The sequence below is a fragment of the Vibrio sp. 10N.222.52.B7 genome, from assembly GCF_041474275.1.
In the GTDB taxonomy this organism is placed as follows: domain Bacteria; phylum Pseudomonadota; class Gammaproteobacteria; order Enterobacterales; family Vibrionaceae; genus Vibrio; species Vibrio crassostreae_C.
The window spans coordinates 1-467 of record NZ_JBFRTU010000541.1 but is presented as its reverse complement, the minus strand read 5'-3'; the positions used below and the strand labels follow the sequence as shown (position 1 = coordinate 467).

Here is a 467-nt window from a genome sequence, read left to right as displayed (position 1 = left end):
ACCTAAAATCAATCGCCGCTGAGATAGAGTCTTTCCATAAGGATGTTGTAAAGCCAGAAACTAGGGTAAGTCTGAGCTTTACACGTAATCAAACGAAGTACAAAAGCGAATGGTACCAAGGCACAGTTAGCAGTGTAGAGAAGCTGGACGAAAATGGTGCATGGAACAACGATGGAAATAATATTAGAGAACGATTCCCAGTAAACATATACAGTCAAAAGCAAATTCATGCCTTTGCAACAAACACTACAGGTTTGCTTGAAATCGTCGACAGAGACACCGATGTCAACGCTAATGAGTGGAACACAAAGTTCCAAGAGCTAAAGTCGTCTTACGATGAAGTTTGTTTGTCTATCAGGACTATAAATACAAAACTAGAAAATGAACTGGAGATCAACTCAAAGCTTAAAGATCTAAATACTGACATTAGTCGTTTCGAAAAAAGCGGTGTCGCTTCTGTTTTTGAA

At 39.0% G+C, this 467-nt stretch carries 1 pseudogene; it reads left to right on the top strand.

The features are described from left to right. Window positions 1-467, top strand: a pseudogene (locus AB4512_RS24095) (hypothetical protein); the annotation flags it as partial.